The 14,374-nt window shown below is 37.2% G+C and carries 14 protein-coding genes; 3 read left to right on the plus strand and 11 right to left on the minus strand.

From position 1 onward, the window contains the following. The first annotated feature begins 1 nt into the window (after window position 1). Window positions 2-1,867, plus strand: a complete 1,866-nt coding sequence (locus WH188_RS03475) for a RagB/SusD family nutrient uptake outer membrane protein (RefSeq protein WP_168125917.1) — start codon at window positions 2-4, stop codon at window positions 1,865-1,867. A 298-nt stretch (window positions 1,868-2,165) separates the two neighbouring features. After that, entirely contained in the window at window positions 2,166-2,738 is a 573-nt protein-coding gene (locus tag WH188_RS03480; protein WP_168125918.1) for a GNAT family N-acetyltransferase, read from the plus strand. A gap of 42 nt (window positions 2,739-2,780) precedes the next feature. Here the strand turns inward: WH188_RS03480 and WH188_RS03485 are convergent, their stop codons facing one another. Beyond that, on the minus strand, window positions 2,781-3,311 hold the full coding sequence (locus WH188_RS03485; RefSeq protein ID WP_021190196.1) for an HAD family hydrolase: 531 nt from the start codon (window positions 3,309-3,311) through the stop codon (window positions 2,781-2,783). 237 nt (window positions 3,312-3,548) lie between these two features. Between WH188_RS03485 and WH188_RS03490 the strand changes: the two genes are divergently transcribed. After that, on the plus strand, window positions 3,549-3,932 hold the full coding sequence (locus WH188_RS03490; protein WP_168125919.1) for a DUF6896 domain-containing protein: 384 nt from the start codon (window positions 3,549-3,551) through the stop codon (window positions 3,930-3,932). A 175-nt stretch (window positions 3,933-4,107) separates the two neighbouring features. On the opposite strand, the gene WH188_RS03495 is transcribed toward WH188_RS03490, so the two are convergent. The 10 genes from WH188_RS03495 to WH188_RS03540 form a co-directional block, all read right to left on the minus strand. Further along, window positions 4,108-4,503, minus strand: a complete 396-nt coding sequence (locus WH188_RS03495; protein ID WP_168125920.1) for a hypothetical protein — start codon at window positions 4,501-4,503, stop codon at window positions 4,108-4,110. 432 nt (window positions 4,504-4,935) lie between these two features. After that, window positions 4,936-5,685 (minus strand): LytR/AlgR family response regulator transcription factor, encoded by a 750-nt coding sequence (locus WH188_RS03500; RefSeq protein ID WP_206368140.1) that lies wholly within the window; start codon window positions 5,683-5,685, stop codon window positions 4,936-4,938. A gap of 7 nt (window positions 5,686-5,692) precedes the next feature. Next, the gene (locus tag WH188_RS03505; RefSeq protein WP_339423265.1) at window positions 5,693-7,606 is read right to left on the minus strand and encodes a histidine kinase; all 1,914 of its coding nucleotides are present in this window, start codon (window positions 7,604-7,606) and stop codon (window positions 5,693-5,695) included. Window positions 7,607-7,733: 127 nt separating this feature from the next. Beyond that, a complete protein-coding gene (locus WH188_RS03510) occupies window positions 7,734-10,352 on the minus strand; it encodes a carboxypeptidase-like regulatory domain-containing protein (protein WP_339423266.1) in 2,619 nt (872 codons plus the stop codon). A 49-nt stretch (window positions 10,353-10,401) separates the two neighbouring features. Next, entirely contained in the window at window positions 10,402-11,196 is a 795-nt protein-coding gene (locus WH188_RS03515) for a GLPGLI family protein (protein WP_132771156.1), read from the minus strand. A gap of 124 nt (window positions 11,197-11,320) precedes the next feature. Beyond that, window positions 11,321-11,587 carry a hypothetical protein gene (locus tag WH188_RS03520; protein ID WP_132771157.1) on the minus strand — a complete coding sequence of 89 codons (267 nt, stop codon included), beginning with the start codon at window positions 11,585-11,587 and terminating at the stop codon, window positions 11,321-11,323. A 33-nt stretch (window positions 11,588-11,620) separates the two neighbouring features. Then, window positions 11,621-11,872: a hypothetical protein gene (locus tag WH188_RS03525; RefSeq protein ID WP_132771158.1), complete on the minus strand. Its 252-nt coding sequence runs from the start codon at window positions 11,870-11,872 to the stop codon at window positions 11,621-11,623. Window positions 11,873-12,674: 802 nt separating this feature from the next. Beyond that, window positions 12,675-12,887 (minus strand): nuclear transport factor 2 family protein, encoded by a 213-nt coding sequence (locus tag WH188_RS03530; protein WP_445265584.1) that lies wholly within the window; start codon window positions 12,885-12,887, stop codon window positions 12,675-12,677. Between the two features lie 108 nt (window positions 12,888-12,995). Beyond that, a complete protein-coding gene (locus tag WH188_RS03535; protein ID WP_132771160.1) occupies window positions 12,996-13,667 on the minus strand; it encodes an MBL fold metallo-hydrolase in 672 nt (223 codons plus the stop codon). A gap of 57 nt (window positions 13,668-13,724) precedes the next feature. Continuing rightward, window positions 13,725-14,300 carry a Crp/Fnr family transcriptional regulator gene (locus WH188_RS03540; RefSeq protein ID WP_339423267.1) on the minus strand — a complete coding sequence of 192 codons (576 nt, stop codon included), beginning with the start codon at window positions 14,298-14,300 and terminating at the stop codon, window positions 13,725-13,727. Window positions 14,301-14,374: the final 74 nt, after the last annotated feature.

Here is a 14,374-nt window from a genome sequence, read left to right on the forward strand (position 1 = left end):
AATGAAAAAATCTAAGATATTAATATCCATCATTTTTATAACCTTTGCCCTAACCTCGTGTACAAAATATTTGGATAAGATGCCAGATGATCAATTGACATTAGAAATGGTGTTCAATGATAAAACGCGTACTGAGGATTGGCTTGCCGGTATATATAGTAATATTCCCGATCCCTATTGGGGCTATACCCGTTCGATCGGCTGGGATCCACTATCAGACGATATGGCGCCATCTACAGGATGGGAACAGTTTGGTTGGACCTTACTTGCAAAACAAACCGGCAATTGGAATCCGACTAGTGATTGGGATCCTAATTATTGGAGCGAGCTACCTAAAAGAATCCGCTCTGCCTATATCTTTTTAGAACATGTCAAACCAAATGCTGCACAATTGGTAACCGAAGACGAAGTAAACCTGATGAAGGCGGAAGCTCGTTTTATGATTGCTTATTATTATTCGCTGTTGCTGGAAACATACGGAGCAATACCTTTTCAACTCGGTATGGCAGATCCCAATGGCAGTGAAGAAGAGTTAATGCTAGGTCAAACGCCATTTGATAATGTCGTCAAATGGATCGATCAGGAGCTTTTAGACCTGTCTGCGGTGCTGCCTGCAAGCTACACTAATACACAAAAATATGGAAGAGCTACTTCCATTATGTGCTTAGCTGTTAGAGCAAGATTACTTTTATTTGCGGCAAGCCCCTTAGTTAATGGCAATAGCGCCTACAAATCTTTTGTAAATAATAAAGGAGAGGCCATTTATAATGCAACATTCGATGCAAATAAGTGGGCCATTGCCACCCAAGCCAGTAAATTGCTTATCGATCGTGCTGAAGCTTCAGGACATAAGCTCTATTATGAATATAATGCAGATGGAAGCATAGATCCATTTATGTCGTATCTGAATATGATGTTCAGAAGACCGCAAGATGGCAATAAAGAAATACTATTCGCAAGACCTAATTCAGATTTTGGTGAATACGATCGACATGCCCAGCCTCGTGGGACAGGAGGCAATGGAGGTTTAGGAATCACCCAATCATTGGTTGATGCATTTTATATGGAAAATGGGCGTACCATCAATGATCCCCTCTCAGGGTATCGGGAGAAAGGATTTTCAACTGCCAATGAAATTCGGAATACACAATGGGCAGAATCCAAAGGAGGAGGTATTGTAACCCTACAGGGAACTTTTAACATGTACACCCATCGAGAGCCACGGTTTTATATTTCTGTGCTGTATAACGGCGCTTGGTTTAGGAGAGAAAATCGAACAACTGAATTTTATTTAGGAAGCTGGGATGGTGGACCGACACATGATGCGCCACAGAACGGGTACCTGGTACGAAAAAAAGTACACCCCGATTATGACCCTCGCAACGGCACGAATCCTTATCGGCCAGGTATTCTCTATCGTTTAGGAGAAGCATATCTTAATTACGCCGAAGCATTAAATGAAAGTAACCCTGGTCACGCCGACATATTGAAATATTTAAATTTAATTCGGGAGCGGGGAGGTATTCCACAATATGGAACAGGGCCGTCCGCATTACCCGTTCCAAGCAGTCAAGAACAGGTACGTCAGGCTATTCGTCAAGAAAGACGTGTAGAGCTTAACAATGAGGGAATTCGTTATCGCGATATTCGTAGATGGAAAATAGGAGAGCAGACCATTAATGGTAATTTTTATGGAATGAATTTTTCTGGTACAGAAAAAGATGATAACGATGCTAATCCGAAAGCGTTTTTCAAAAGGTCAGTATATCAGAAACGTCTTTTCTCAGAAAAAAATTATTGGTTTCCAGTACCTCAGTCGGAAATTGATAAGAATAAAAATTTAGTTCAAAATCCTTTCTGGGACTAGGGCAGTCATTATTGCATTTTTATCATGCTATTAATTTTATAGCCGTCAACACAAACTAAGTGTATTGTTTCTAAAAGTATCGCACTTTTGGAAATAATACATTCAGTTTGTATTATGTTTTCACAATGATGGTACTCCTTGATATTGAATTTATCATTTAACTATTTAAGGAAGTACGAACAACCCGTCTATTTAAAAAAAACTCCAACTTAAAAGAATCAAACTACTGTTATAAATAGTATTGCGGAACTTATGTATATTAGGCTAGTATAAGCAACTATAAGCCACAAGCACAAAAATGAATATAGAAACATTTTTCTCATCTGAATTGATTCTTGAAAACGAGTCAATTTTTATGCGCCCTTTGACCATTCATGATATTGATACAATAGAATCTATTAGCTATAGTACAGCACTAGGCGAATTTGGAGCAAGAGTAAAAAACAGAAATGATCTAACAGATTATTTTAATTTCTGTCTTCATGCAAAACAGGAAAAGGAATTATACCCACTCATCATTATCAGGAAGGAAGACGGTGATCCAATCGGATTAACGATGTTTGGAAATATCAGTTTTCAGCATAAAAGATTAGAAATCGGATGGACATGGATTGGCGAAAAATATCAAGGAACAGGTATAAATGCAATTTGTAAAAGACTTCTCCTTGACTATTCCTTTGACATCTTAGATCTACGTCGAGTAGAATTTAAAATAGATATCAACAATCTCAAATCACAAAGAGCAATAGAAAAGATCGGGGCGGTTAAAGAAGGGCTTTTAAGAAATTACAATATTCAGTCTTATGGTGAAAGTAAAGGAACGTATGTTTACAGTATTCTTCAAGAAGAATGGAGAACAATGCCTAAATGATCAGTAATGGAGTTATTACGCGGTGAAGAAAAACCATTTAAATTATCCATTTCTCCAAAATCTTTTTTCAATTATGCGAACATTTTCGGCGTCTTTCAGTGTTTGAAGATAATTCGATAACTGTAGCAATTCATCATCCACAGGGTCCCCGGTGAATTCAGCTACCTGGACTGCATTACCATAGTTTAGCATTGATTTTTCAGCTGTATCATCGATTATAAGCGTCCTTTCCAACTTAAATCCTTTTTGCTTGATTTTAGATAATCTTTTTACAAAGTAGTAGTCATCAGTCACACTTTTACGTTTTTTTGTCGTTCGCGATCTTCCCCAGACAAATTCAAATGTAATATGCGCAGGTTTGATTCTTTCAACCAATTGTTTTACATAAACATCGTCTGCCGAACTCCATATCGCTAATTTGAAATCCCTTGCTAATAACGTAAGGAAGTGATCTAAATAAGGTCTTTTATAAATGAAATATGAACCCATCTTGAAGTCTTCATCTCTTTCGAGTTTATTTTGCACAGCATAAAGCAGAGTTTCGTCTAGATCCAAGACTATTAGGATTTCCATTTTACAATCATAGGGAGATTTTCGCAATATTTTACTCGAAATTTTCAGATGTCACTAAAATTGGATCATTTTAATAATCATGTCCCTCATTTGGACCAGATAAGATTGATTATTCGAAAAAAGTATTAACAGATCACTGAATCTTAAATACTTTAATTTTTAGGAATAAGGCCAGAAGATTATTACTTTTACTTGTGAAAGGAACAAAGTAATTACAGTAATTTTTTTCTGATAAACATGCGAGATCTAGATGTCATCTATTCCAAATTTATTGAAAAGTTAAAATTAGTATTGCAATATATATTGGAAAATTTTGGGGAGAAAGAAATCTTGATGCGAAAAAACCAAGGACTTATTCAAAATCGAAATTTTGGCATCAAAAATTCTCAGATTAAAGGATATGTTTTTCATGGTTATGGTTGCGATTTTAGATTTAAAAATGAAGATGTGGATATTGAATTTGAAAACGATAATATTGGATTTACAGATTGGAGTTTTTATTTATTCGTGGATGGGCATAATTCAGAGATAACAGAAGCAATGTGTAAAGCATTTTTGAAAGAGAAAGTTGAAAAACAAGAATTAAGATTTCTAAATAGAATATATGAGATTAATGAATAGCAACTTTTATGAAAATGCGTTCTACATTTAAAGTTCAAATTACTTAAATTAATTTTTATATTCCTTAAGATGGAAATAAAAGGCAATAAAGTACACCTAAACCAATGGTTATTTCAACTTTGTAATATAGACTATAAACTATAGATCTATATTTCTGAAAAAATAAATCAGGCTATTAGTTATAGAGTCTCGGTGTCTGCAGAATTTTTAGGTCTTTTTCAAGTTTTTTTAAACGATCGTCATAGTTGGACGTTATTTGATCGACCTTCTGTTTTATTGCAATCCCGTTCTGGAAAGTAATAGTAGTAAATAATTTTATATCGCCCAAAACTTCTACGTAGTGTAAATCTTCGTTTCCCACATCCTTTTTCACTTCAGCAGAAGTTGATAATGGAAGGCCAAATTTTTTTATAATATCTTCTTTTTTCATACCAACTGATTGCGCATCTGCAAATCGGCTTTGAGGTATTGCTTGTCTTATTTGATTTTGAGTTGTCAAATGAGACGAAAAACATGAAGTTAGCGTGAAAATTAAGTAACCGCAAGAAACTAAACTATAAAATTTTCGCATAATGATTGGAGTAATAATAAAACAATGGATTACTTATCTGTAACCGTAATTTATAAATATACAGATTGTTATCTTTTAAATCGTGAAGGTTTTCTTATTTCTATGTAACTTTTTATAATCTAAATTTCTTAAACTGTAAGATATAATTATCCGCTTCAGCGTTAGTAATTCGATATATACGTTCTTAGAATCAATTAATATTTACATCTATAAAACAAAGCAACTATAAATTGCTAGTCAAGGGTCTGAAGAGCTTTCAAATCTTTTGAGTATTATCCATTTCTTGGTGATTTCCTGCTTTCATGATCGAATCCTATTAAATATTTTAATACGATTTATTATCAATCAGATGCAAAACTCCTATAGCTTATAGCAGTTTTGCATCCTGTACCATTTAATTTTAATGCATAAGAAGGTGAAGCAAGATAGCTATCAGGCTAAATTTTCCAGATACAATAAGACCTCTTCCTTTTTTCTAATTGATACCGGTATCATTTCTTTATTGGTCATTTCGAGAAAACCCTCCCGATAGTATTTTTTTACATATAAGAAGTTTACTAAATAAGACTGATGGCAACGGAGAAAACCACATCTAGTCAGCATATTCTCATAGAGCTTGAGCCCTTTAGAGACCAGCACCTCTCTTTTATCTGTGAGAAAAAACGAAGTGTAACTTTTATCGCTTTTACAGTAAATGATATCATCCATCGATACGATTTCGATATACTCTTGACTTTTGAGTGCAATCCTCCGATTTAACGGGGTTTCCGGAGAGAGGTAGTGATCTTTTGCTAGAGTAACACGTTCCAGATCCACAGTCATTTGCCCACGGTGCTGTCGGCATTTATCCAGCATGGCATGCAGGGACTCTTTGTTTACAGGTTTTAAAAGATAACCAAGTGCTCCCAGGTTCAGCGCTTCAATGGCGTACTGATCGTATGCTGTTAAAAAAACGATCTGGAAATTTTCTGTTCCGATCTCATCAAACAATTGAAAGCTATTGCCATCCTTCAGTCTAATGTCAGCAAGGATCACATCTGGTTTTAAAAAAGGTATTTCCACTGCCGCCTCAGCGATCCCTTCGGTATAGCCAACCACCTTGATGTCAGGCATTTCATTCAGTATCTGCAGCAGATGGCGCAGAATAATTTTTTCGTCTTCTAAAACGTAGACCTTTATCATAGTTTCCTTATATATTTTTGATAATGGGTAAATTTATTTTAATGCTAATGCCTTGTTTGCCAAAGGCTTTTTTTTCAATGAGCTCAAAATGTGCATGCTGATTATTGAGTCTATATAATAACTGCAGACGTTCTCTCAATATATCTTGCGCCAATGATTTCTTTTTCTGACTTGATGTTTTTTGGTGTGTTAGACCGCTTCCATTATCATCGATTGTTATGATAATTTCATTTTTCTCTAATTCAACCCGGATAATAAGTTCGCCCTTATAAGCAATATTCCTAAACCCATGCTCGATCGCATTTTCTACAAAAGGTTGCAACAACATAGGTGGTATAAATACCTCTTCGGTATCCAGTTGTTCATCTATATCTATGCGGTAGCCGAAAAGGTTGGGATAGCGCATCTGTTGCAAATGGATATAATTTTCGAGCGAGATAATTTCTTCATTTAGATCTATAAAATCCATCCGGCTCTGTTCCAGTATATCCCGTAGCAATTGGGAAAACGAAGAAAGGTAACGTACAGATTCTGTGCTGTCTCCTGTTGCGATGAGACCTTGCAGGTTGGCTATGGAATTGAAAACAAAATGTGGATTGAGCTGGGTCTGCAAAAGTTTATGCTCCAGTTTTAGTCTACTGTTATCACTGTTTAGTAGTTTGTTTTTTTGCTTAAGACTTTTTTGCTGATATACGTTATAAATAAGTGCCAGTAATCCAGCTGCCAAAGCTAGACCTGAAAACAGCATATATTTCTGTTGCCTAATAATGTCTTCATTATGCTGATTTTTACTCTTTAAGGTCAGAATATTACGGTCTTTTTTTTCTGCTTCATATTTCTCTTCTATTTCCGCAATATTAGCCGCTTCGATCTCTTTAATCGTTTTTACTTCTAGTTGGCTAGCCATATCTAAGGTTTCATATGCTTTTCTGTAATCACCTTGTAGTACATAGGCCTCGGACAGGCCTTTGTAAAGAAGATATCTAGGTTTATCTGACATATTCTTCTTATTCATTGCAATCGCTTTTTTGTAATAATATACTGCAGAATCTAGTTGGCCGATATTTATAAAGCTTTTGGCTAAATTGTTGTAAGCTACATCATGGATATCGTTGTTTTTTTCTAAAATGGAAACAAACGCTCTGCTCATCTTTAGACTTTCATCATAGAATCCCATACGGGCGTAGATTTGCGCTTCGTTGTCGTAGGTACGTGCCAGGGCGAGGTTATCGTTAGAGGCTAATGCCAGCTGTTTTGCCAGTTTGTTGTATTTTGCCATTTTTTCATAATCATCCAGTCGGGATGCTAGCAAGAATATCATATCGTAGTATCGTCGTTTGATAACAGGGTGCTCCTTATAGGGGTGAGCATGATAATATTTGTCCACATATATTGCTGCCGCCTTTTCGTTTTTATTCTGATAAAATGACTTGGCGGTGAGGTCATAAAAAAGGTAAGTGATCCTACTGGATGCATTTTCTGCTTTTTGAAGGAGTTCTTGTATTTTTTTCATGACAGCAGCATCCACCACGTTGCTTTCGCTAGTCTGCTGATCAAGCGAAGCCGATTTTTTTAAAAAATAGAGATCGCCAGACTGTTGCTGCACGTTCATACTATCTAGCGAAGCAGACGCATTTTGAGGATCGTTTCCCCAATATTTAAGCTTCGCCTGAAAGAAATAATGCATTGCTTTTGATACACTATCTTTCCTTTTCGAAAGGATACTGTCTTCTAAGGTTATGGCCTGTATTTTTGCCTTTAGCGGTAAAGTATCTGTGGATATGAGAAAAGCAATATAATCTTTTTCTGAAGTGTTATTTTCCTGTTCCCAGGTGCTGGAAGAACTACTACTTTCACCGCAAGAAAACAGCAACAGCGTAAGCAATAATACGGTAATATAGTTTATTTTGGTAGAAGCCATGCTAGATGAATGTAAATTATATTTAAAGGTAATGCAAAGTACCCGTACTATTGAAATATTAGCAAAATCTGTCACCTGTCAATCTTATTTATTTAAGGATCGGATTGCACATACTTTCCAAGGTTCGTTAAAAACTCAGGTTTAGACCAAGCATAACCTGTCTTGGACGTAGCGCATAAGATTGGGTGGACTGATGGCTGTCCGAAAGCACAGATTGCGTAAATGTATCTACATTGAAGATGTTTTTTGCTGTAAGTTCCAATTGCATTTTTTTTAGGATAAAATACTGTAGAGAAAAGTCCGAGAACAGATAATACTGGCCTGGGCTGTACTGCCCTTTTTCGAATCGGTACAATTCGTTTTTCAGTGATGTACGTATTTTTTTACTCAAGCGGGCATTGATGTTCGCTTCAAACTTAGACTGGACAACGCTTCTTGTTGATCCATTTCGAAGTATCGAATTATAGAACTGCAGTCCAGTAAAAATATTGATCGGACTCTCCCAGACGCTTCGGTAGTCCAGACTTAGCTGGTAAACTGCCGTTTGTATCGGTAAGGGTGGAAGTCCTTTGACCTGCGTCTGGTAATTTGCCAGCTGACCATCCCCGGTAAGTCGTATATTACCTTTTATTCCAGCGACGAAATAGTTCAGCTGCGCATTAAAATAAGTGAGCGTTCTGTTTTTAAAAAGAACAAGATTGTTGCGGTTGTAGTCAGGATTCAGTTCTTGCTGTTGTCCGATGTAATCGAACTGCTGACTATATCCACCCGATAAGATTGTATACAGTTTATCCGTCATTTTACCTAAAGTATAGACAGCATTGACACTAAATATATCCAGGATGGGATTTTCTTTTAAACCACTTGAAAAAGTCCGGTTTCCTTTATAAACAAAGTTGGGTAGTACATCAAGAGCATTTTGCGACATATTCATTTGGTAGGAAACTTCACTGCGCAGTTCCCCTTTGCTATGTGTTCTCCATAGAATAGTCGCTTTTGGAGACCATAATTTATTTATGCTGGACTGGGCCTGTGGAGCAAGTTTGTCCTGTAAGGTAGAGTGAAGCAGGCGTGCTGTGATGCTCGGTGTCAACTCCAGCCTTCGGGATTTCCAGGTATATTGTGCAGATAATGCTGTATTGTGTTCTTCAAAATTCAACCGATTAAAAAAATCCTTTGGACGATAAGTTTCTCCAGAACCATTCATCAGATAGAATGCTGAATTGAAGCCACGAAGCGTAATTTCATGCGCTATCGAAGCACTGAACGGGTTGCCTTTCGCATCGCGCTTTACTAACTCTGAGATCATTCCATAATATTCCACATTATTTTCGGTATCCTGCCATACGTTTTTTATACTATCAGCCTTTATACCTTCAGCTTCGAACAGATCGCCATAAAGGTACTGGTCTACCGCATAGTTGATGGGGGAATGCTGCCTGATCCAGCGGAATGAAGATACCAGTACGGCACGTTCCGCTAATTTCTGCGTGTAGCTCAGTAAATGGTTTGAAAGTAGACTGCGTTTTTTGATCGTTTCCAATGATCCGATACCATTGAATGTCAGTTCGCCGATATCATTAGCTTTGATATTGCCCAATGTACCTATATATGTAATGGTCGAATTTTTACCAGGATCATATTGAAGTTCCATTTTGCTGAAATAATTAATATCCGAATTGGTGTAATGAAGATCTTCTTGGTTTGTGAATTTTACATCTTCAATCGCATATTCGGATAAGCTCTGCCTCACAAAACTATTTTTCTTGCTGTTGGCAAAGCCCAGCCATTTTATCTTCAGATCTTTTCTTGGCGAAAAGATGCCATTGAAGGAGAGAAGCTTGTCGTTGTTGAAGTTTGACCGTTGCGGGTCAAACTCATTTAAGCTCGGTTTGTTCTCCAATAGGGAAGGAGTTGAGACCTGGAGACCCACCTGACCAGGTTCGTTCGGATCCTGGCTCAAGATGAGATGGTCTATACCACGTAGCGTCTCCAGACCATTATTGTTGGCCGATCCCAATAGATAATATTTTGTTTTTTTACCAAAATTCATCAGATTAGCCTGTGCATTGTAAAACTCAATAGGGATTACACTTGCTGACGCATCGATACTGCCTACCCATTGCGATTTACTTTCACTTTTGAGGGTCAGGTTGAGTGCTATCTTTTCAGAATGTTCAACTCCTTTCAGGTGCTTATTGTTTGAGTATCGCTGCAGTACCTGTACCTTTTCTATCGGATGTACGGTGAGGTTCTGCGTGAGCAGTTTGTAGCCTTTTCCAAATAAATCATCTCCTTCCACCATAACCTTTTCGATCTCTTTGTTACCCACTTTGATCGTGCCGTTTTCACTGATCTGCATACCCGGAATCTTGCGCAACAGATCTTCAACGGTACGTTCTTCACCCTGCAGATAGTTTTTGGCATCAAGTTCAATAGTATCGCGCCCGGCTCTAATAAATTTTTTTGGTGCTACATATACCTCCTGCAGCTGTATCCTGCTTTCTTCCAGCTCGATTGAAAGTTCCAGCGTATCTGAACTGAGATGAATGGATCTGTTGAGGGACTTGTAGGCCAGCGACTGAAAAATAAGCGTATAATTTCCATGACTTACCCCTGAAAAGAGGAATAGGCCTTTAGCATCTGTAAAGGAGTAATGCGAGCCTCCAGAACCATTCTCAGTAACGAGATTGACGCGAATACCAGCTGGGGTAGACGATGGTGCAGTTACCTTACCCCGTATCAAGGTTTGGCAGTAACTTTGTGAAAACTGTATTAAAAATAACAGCAAAAAGCTAATTCGAACCATGCTCCCATTCATACACCTGCTCTACTGTGCCTCGAGTCTTCGTTTTATTTTCGGTACTGAATTCAACCCCTTCAGGTAGTTTGGAACGCATAATGCGCATCTGCTCTGCAATCTTACGTTCATCCTGCTCTACATATTTTTTCAGTGACATCGTAGGCAAGGTTTGTACATAGTTGCGGTCTACAGGAATCTGACCTTCGAAAGGGTAGGAGACCTTTTTCAGTAACCAATAGTGCGGATGAGCACTTTCGGTATATAGCATCACAATAAGACCAGGAAGCCCTCCAAATTTGTACGGTCCGGCCGGTACAGGGATAGACGGGTCATAATAGGCTACTACTTTTGTACCCCGATAGTCTGCGGTCGCTTTTTTACACATTTTATCTCCGAATTTCTCCTCTTCCGGGTAATCGGTATTCCAGTTGATCGCTTTAAAGGTGTGATCTTCTACCAGGTAGTTTTTACTGTCCAGTGATCGGGTTTCTATCAGTCCCTTTTGTTTAGGATCTTGGATAACAATTTTACGGAATATTTTGCCTACATCCAGCACAACAGAAAGCTCACTCGACTCCATTTCATCTTCAGACTGGCCTGTGGTTGTTTCTTTTTTTAGCGAAATCGAGTCGCGGACCGCAATCTTTACAGTACCGTCATAATAGACATCCTCTTTAAAGGTTGCGACGGGCGAGGGAATATATTCGTAACTCGCCATCAGCTGTTGGGCTTTCGAAGTTAGACTTCCGCTTACCGCTAAAAGCAGTAAAATTACATTACGTATCATGGGTATTATATTTTAATTGTAGATTCGGTTATAGCGCATATGAAGAGCACTATAAATATGATCTGAGCCATAGAAAAAATAACACTATGGCTCAGATTAGAAAAGCTTTTCAATTTAGGATATCCTAGTTCATCGAAAAACCTTGATCAGTGTACATTTTTTTAATGGCTTTAAAGAACGTGTGGCACGAGCCATTGGTCGTTGTGATGTAATGATCGTAACCTACAGCATCACCGTTCACATAAATGGTTACAGACATTGTGCATCTCCATGCCTTTTCGTTCTTTACTGCAGTTTCTTTAGAAACATGTTTAGTATTCATTTCAGTTGCCATGCTCGAAGCATAAAGTCCAAATGTGGCAATCAGTGCAAATAATAGCTTTTTCATCATGTGTAATTTTTAGTGTATAATCAGTTGTTTTTGTTAATTCAGTTCGTATCCTTGTGAGGCATAGTACGATCTCATGGTTTTAAAAAAACCGCCACAAGACCCGGTACTCTGATAGGATAAAGTTGTTTCTGTATCCAAATAATTCCCGTTAGAATCATAGAATTTCAATCTGAATTCACAGAATATTCCAGCATCTTTCGCTTTTATCGGTGCCTTGCCCGATCCCGCAAATGCAGCTGAGGACATTAATCCGACAGCGCAAAGTGTCATTAAAATCTTTTTCATGTTCTTGTTTTTAAAGAGTTATTAATTGTAGTTTATACTATCAAATATAGATAGAGGGGAAGGGGAAGACTAAGGCTAAGCTATATTCGTTATAAAGTATCTGATATTCGCTGTAGCTAGACCAAAATACGTTAGCGTAGCGCAATATGACCGGGTAGTTATACGCATAAGGTTTAAATGCTTCAAGAGCCTAGAGATCGCGTAGTTATAGTTTAATCAACGAAATAGGCAAGAGCGAGATCGAAGCAATTTAACGATAGACCGAGGATAACGTGTACGTTACAAGTAAGAACTCGGTTCAAAACCATACACAGTGCAATTGTAGTTTTGAGTATTTTCTATTCTTGTTTAAAAACAGTATAAATTTTGTGTTTAATAACAATAGATTTGTGTGCATGCGTTGTAAGTGGTTTTTAGCCAGTGATCTGAGCGAGAGTTGATAGCACTTTTATCATTGGGGTTAATTTACTTTTTTTAATTTGAAGCCGTCTTAAGCTTCTCATCATTTTATCCTAAGGCATTAGAAGAGGTAACTCATTTCTCAATGGTTCTTTATAACTATTTTTCCATGTATAAGAGACATTTATTTGTGTTGTTTCTTTTAATCCGTAAAAAAAATGTATAATTTAGCGTAACACAATATAAAAACTTTAATTCGGTACCCCATTCCGATTATTAAAGGCTCTAGAGCACCTTCTAGAGCCTTTTTAGAACAGATGAAAAGTAGTGGGATTCGAGATCTCGCCGATAGGCTGCTTTTACTGTCCGACCTTTTTAACAACCATTCATTTCAAATGGATATTTAATGCTGTTCTGCGTTGTTAAATTGCCAAAGCACATGAACAATTTTCCAGGATCCATTAAGTTTAACAATATGCATATAGTCGATCCATTCGTCTGCAACCAACTTTACGGAAGCCGTTTTTGCAGATACGTCCAGTAGTATAACATCCTTTTTAGGAGAATTTGGAAATTTATCAGCATTTTTATTATAGCTTGCAGCAAGTAAAACCATCGATTCTGAAGTCGTTTCAGTCTGAATGATGACTAATTTAGGATCAATAATTCCATTCGCTATATGCTTTCAATGCTTATTGATAATAAGTTTATTAGGCACTTTCTGTTAAGAATAATGATTCGTCATAAACTGTTCTAATTCTCCCTTATCATATAAAACAGGGCCGTGTCCAAAACAAATGATCTTGGGCTTTAGGCTATAGATTTTTCGAATAGATGCTAGGTTCAATTTCTTATCCTTAGTAAATAGATCGGGTGGTTGGCTTAATCCGGTAACAGTCGTTATTAAATTCATATTCACAAGCACATCACCAAGGATTAAAACCCGATCTTCCTCTCTAAAAAATGAAATATGCCCCGGTGAATGTCCCGGAGTTTCGATAACAATAAAACTACCAATCGTGTCGCCCTCCTTTAAAATACGGGATACATTATGACCTTCTCCTGCCCAATAATATTGCTGAAACCGAGCAATAAAGTGCCTTTTATTCGGATATTCATTCGTGACATTTCCTGATTCCGCATTATTTTTTTCAAATTCAGAAGTCCAGAGTGGAATCTTTAACGTGTTGCATAGCACAGCAGAACTTCCCTGATGGTCAGCATGGGCATGAGTTAAGGCATGGGTGGTTATTTTTTTATATTTAAGTGCCTGTAGTATGGTTTTGCTTGAACTTCTTATTCCTGCATCAATCAGGACATCGTCAATGATATAGCAGTTGATACTGTTTCTTGGTAGTACCGGAATTTGGAATACATTTTTAGTGATCTCTTTCATTCTTGTTTTTTTTTATACAAAAATGTCTAATCGCTTATTGTTTCTCCTTGATAAATGTTAAGAAATCTCGCTTCTGATTCTACTTAATGATTCAGGAGTTATACCTAGATACGATGCAATATGGATAAGGGGTGTCCGTTGCACTATTTTTTCAGAAGATGTTTTTAAAAATTCAAGATACTTTTCTTTGGCTAGAATAGATTGGAGTTTTAACAGCCGATCTGCTAAACATAACACATTCTGTTCTGAGAAAAATCTTCCTATTCTTTCCCATTGGGGAACAGCTTCGTAAAGCTCCTGCATATCCTTGTAGGTGATGGCCAGCGTTTGCGATTTTTCCAGGCACTGGATGTATTCATAAGACTTTGACTGGTTTATAAAACTTGAATAGGAGGAAACAAAACCATTGTCACTCGATAAGTAGCTCGTTATTTCTTTGCCATCTTTTACGTAAAAGATGCGTACCAAGCCAATCGCAATAAAATGTAGGTGCGTAGATACCTGACCTTCTTCAAGAATGTATTCTTTTTGCTTAAACTTATGTTGTGTAAATTTTGACTTAATAATCGCAATGTCAGTCTCAGAAAACCTCGCGTAAGTTGAAATTAAAGCTATTAAATTATCGATTCCCATTGATCATCGTGTTGATGTGTATTTTTTTAATCTGTGCAATTTCCGAATATAAGCATATTGTAATTATTTTATTA

The sequence above is a fragment of the Sphingobacterium sp. MYb388 genome, from assembly GCF_037479535.1.
Classification (GTDB): Bacteria; Bacteroidota; Bacteroidia; order Sphingobacteriales; family Sphingobacteriaceae; genus Sphingobacterium; species Sphingobacterium anhuiense.